This window comes from Halomonas sp. PBN3, assembly GCF_000475415.1.
In the GTDB taxonomy this organism is placed as follows: domain Bacteria; phylum Pseudomonadota; class Gammaproteobacteria; order Pseudomonadales; family Halomonadaceae; genus Halomonas; species Halomonas shengliensis.
On the sequence record NZ_AXCA01000017.1, the window covers coordinates 1 to 1,593 of the forward strand.

Below are 1,593 nucleotides of genomic sequence, written 5' to 3' on the forward strand. Positions count from 1 at the left end.
CTAGCAGTCTGTCGGACTTGAGGTTAATGGATGAGCTGAGGCGTGGGTTCTTCACCCCCCCTGTGTTGGTGTTGGTGCTGTTGTGTGGCTCTTAACCTGCCCCTCAGCTTCTGCAAGGCGGTTCTGACGCCTTGCCTGCTGGCCGGTTGGGCGCGGCGAGCCCTCAGCCCGCCGTCAACCGGTGCATCCGCTTGATATTCCACGCCATGGTGGCCAATCGCCACTCGCCGCTGACCTTATCCAGTCCGCGTAGCGAGAACTGCCGGAACCCCATCACGTGTTTGATGATCCCGAAGACCGGCTCCACGGTATGTTTGCGCAATGCGTAGAGCGCTCGGCCCGCCTGCGTCTTCAAGCGGTGTGCCATCTGTTCGACGGGGTCCTCGCTCTCCGGGGCAGGCGGATCCGCGGCGAAACGTTCAAAGACCGGAAGGTGATGGACGTCTCGCTTCATCGCCAACAGCGGTTCGATACCATGGTCATGGCAGGCCTGGATATTGCTGGCACTGAAGTAGCCGGTATCACCCAGCAGGTGGTCAGGTTTTCCCAGCGTTTCCGGGTAACCTTGCCAGGCCGTCAGTAGCGGCATGACTTGCTGCTTGTCATTGGTCGCCTGCGTGACGTGGACATGGGTCACCAGCAGACTCTCGGTATCAACCGCGGCTTGGGCGTTGTAGCACTGATCAAACCCCTTGCCGGTGACCGGCATGATGCGCGACTGCGGGTCGGTGAAATTGATCTGATCCTTGTCACGCGGGCCACCAGTGGGCGGTTCGGGGTCACGCCCACGGGGCTTCTTGCCGGCCTTGCGCTGCGCCTCCCGCCGCGCCACCTTTTCCTGATAGGCGGCTTGCTCGGTGGCGTCCCGCTCCTCGGCGCGCGCCTCGATCTTGGCCTTCGCCTCAGCGATGGCCGCCAGGCGGGCTTCACGGCGGGCAATCTCGGCGGGGATATCCATGCCGTCGGCCGCGTCCTCCTTGTCCGCCGACTCGGCCCGCTCGGTCAGCGCTTTCACCTCTGCCCTGAACTGTGCCTCCAGCTTCTTGGCATGGCCATACGACAACGCCTTGTGCTTGCTGGCGTTGGCCTTGAGCTTGGTGCCGTCCAGGGCGATGGTGCCAAGCTTGAGCAGCTTCATCTCGCGGGCCAGCAGCAGCACCTGTACGAACAACTGTTCCAGTTCCGGCAGAAAGCGGCGGCGAAAGGTGGCCAGCGTGTCATGGTCGGGATGGGTATTGGCGGCCAGGTAGCGGAACGCCACCGAGTCATAGGTGGCACGCTCGATCTTGCGGCTGGAGACCACCCCGGTGGCGTAGCCGTAGATCAGCAGGCTCAGTAGCACCGCCGGGTGATGTGCCTTGGAACCCCGCCCCATGTAACGCCGGGTCAACGTCGAGAGGTCCAGTTGTTCGACAACATCGACAACGAACCGCGCCAGGTGACCATCGGGCAACCACTCGTCTACCGAAGGCGGCAGCAGGTAATCGGTCTGGCGATCCACAGGGATGAAGCGGCTCATGGCGATCTTCTCAGCTCGGCGATGACGGTGGTCAGTATCTCACTGTGCAACGGAAAGTCCGACAGGCTGCTAGG

Annotated in this window: 1 protein-coding gene; it reads right to left on the reverse strand. The window is 62.7% G+C overall.

What is annotated here, in order from left to right:
* Nucleotides 1-163: 163 nt before the first annotated feature.
* Nucleotides 164-1,519, reverse strand: a complete 1,356-nt coding sequence (locus Q673_RS20835; RefSeq protein WP_016913619.1) for an IS1182 family transposase — start codon at nt 1,517-1,519, stop codon at nt 164-166.
* Nucleotides 1,520-1,593: the final 74 nt, after the last annotated feature.